Below are 559 nucleotides of genomic sequence, written 5' to 3'. Positions count from 1 at the left end.
CACCTTACCGGCGCTTATCGCAGATTAGCACGCCCTTCATCGCCTCTGACTGCCAGGGCATCCACCGTGTACGCTTAGTCGCTTAACCTCACAACCCGAAGATGTTTCTTTCGATTCATCATCGTGTTGCGAAAATTTGAGAGACTCACGAACAACTTTCGTTGTTCTGTGTTTCAATTTTCAGCTTGATCCAGATTTTTAAAGAGCAAATATCTCAAACGTGACTCGTAAGTCAGTTTTGAGATACTGATGGCAACGCCTTTCACACATTACCGCGCAAGTGGCGTCCCCTAGGGGATTCGAACCCCTGTTACCGCCGTGAAAGGGCGGTGTCCTGGGCCTCTAGACGAAGGGGACACTGAAGTCTCAATCGCAAGACGCCTTGCTTTTTACTTTTCATCAGACAATCTGTGTGAGCACTTCAAAGTACGCTTCTTTAAGGTAAGGAGGTGATCCAACCGCAGGTTCCCCTACGGTTACCTTGTTACGACTTCACCCCAGTCATGAATCACAAAGTGGTAAGCGCCCTCCCGAAGGTTAAGCTACCTACTTCTTTTGC

General features: G+C 48.5%; 1 tRNA gene and 2 rRNA genes. All 3 read right to left on the bottom strand.

What is annotated here, in order from left to right:
• A 23S ribosomal RNA gene (locus J4613_RS22480) occupies nucleotides 1–88 on the bottom strand; the annotation flags it as partial.
• Nucleotides 89–281: 193 nt separating this feature from the next.
• Nucleotides 282–357, bottom strand: a tRNA-Glu gene (locus J4613_RS22475).
• A gap of 85 nt (nucleotides 358–442) precedes the next feature.
• Nucleotides 443–559: ribosomal RNA gene (locus J4613_RS22470) — 16S ribosomal RNA — on the bottom strand; the annotation flags it as partial.

This window comes from Salmonella sp. 32020114201800008SM (genome assembly GCF_017572025.1).
GTDB lineage: Bacteria > Pseudomonadota > Gammaproteobacteria > Enterobacterales > Enterobacteriaceae > Salmonella > Salmonella enterica.
Note: the sequence above shows the minus strand (reverse complement) of the source record. Positions and strands in the feature narration are given on the sequence as shown.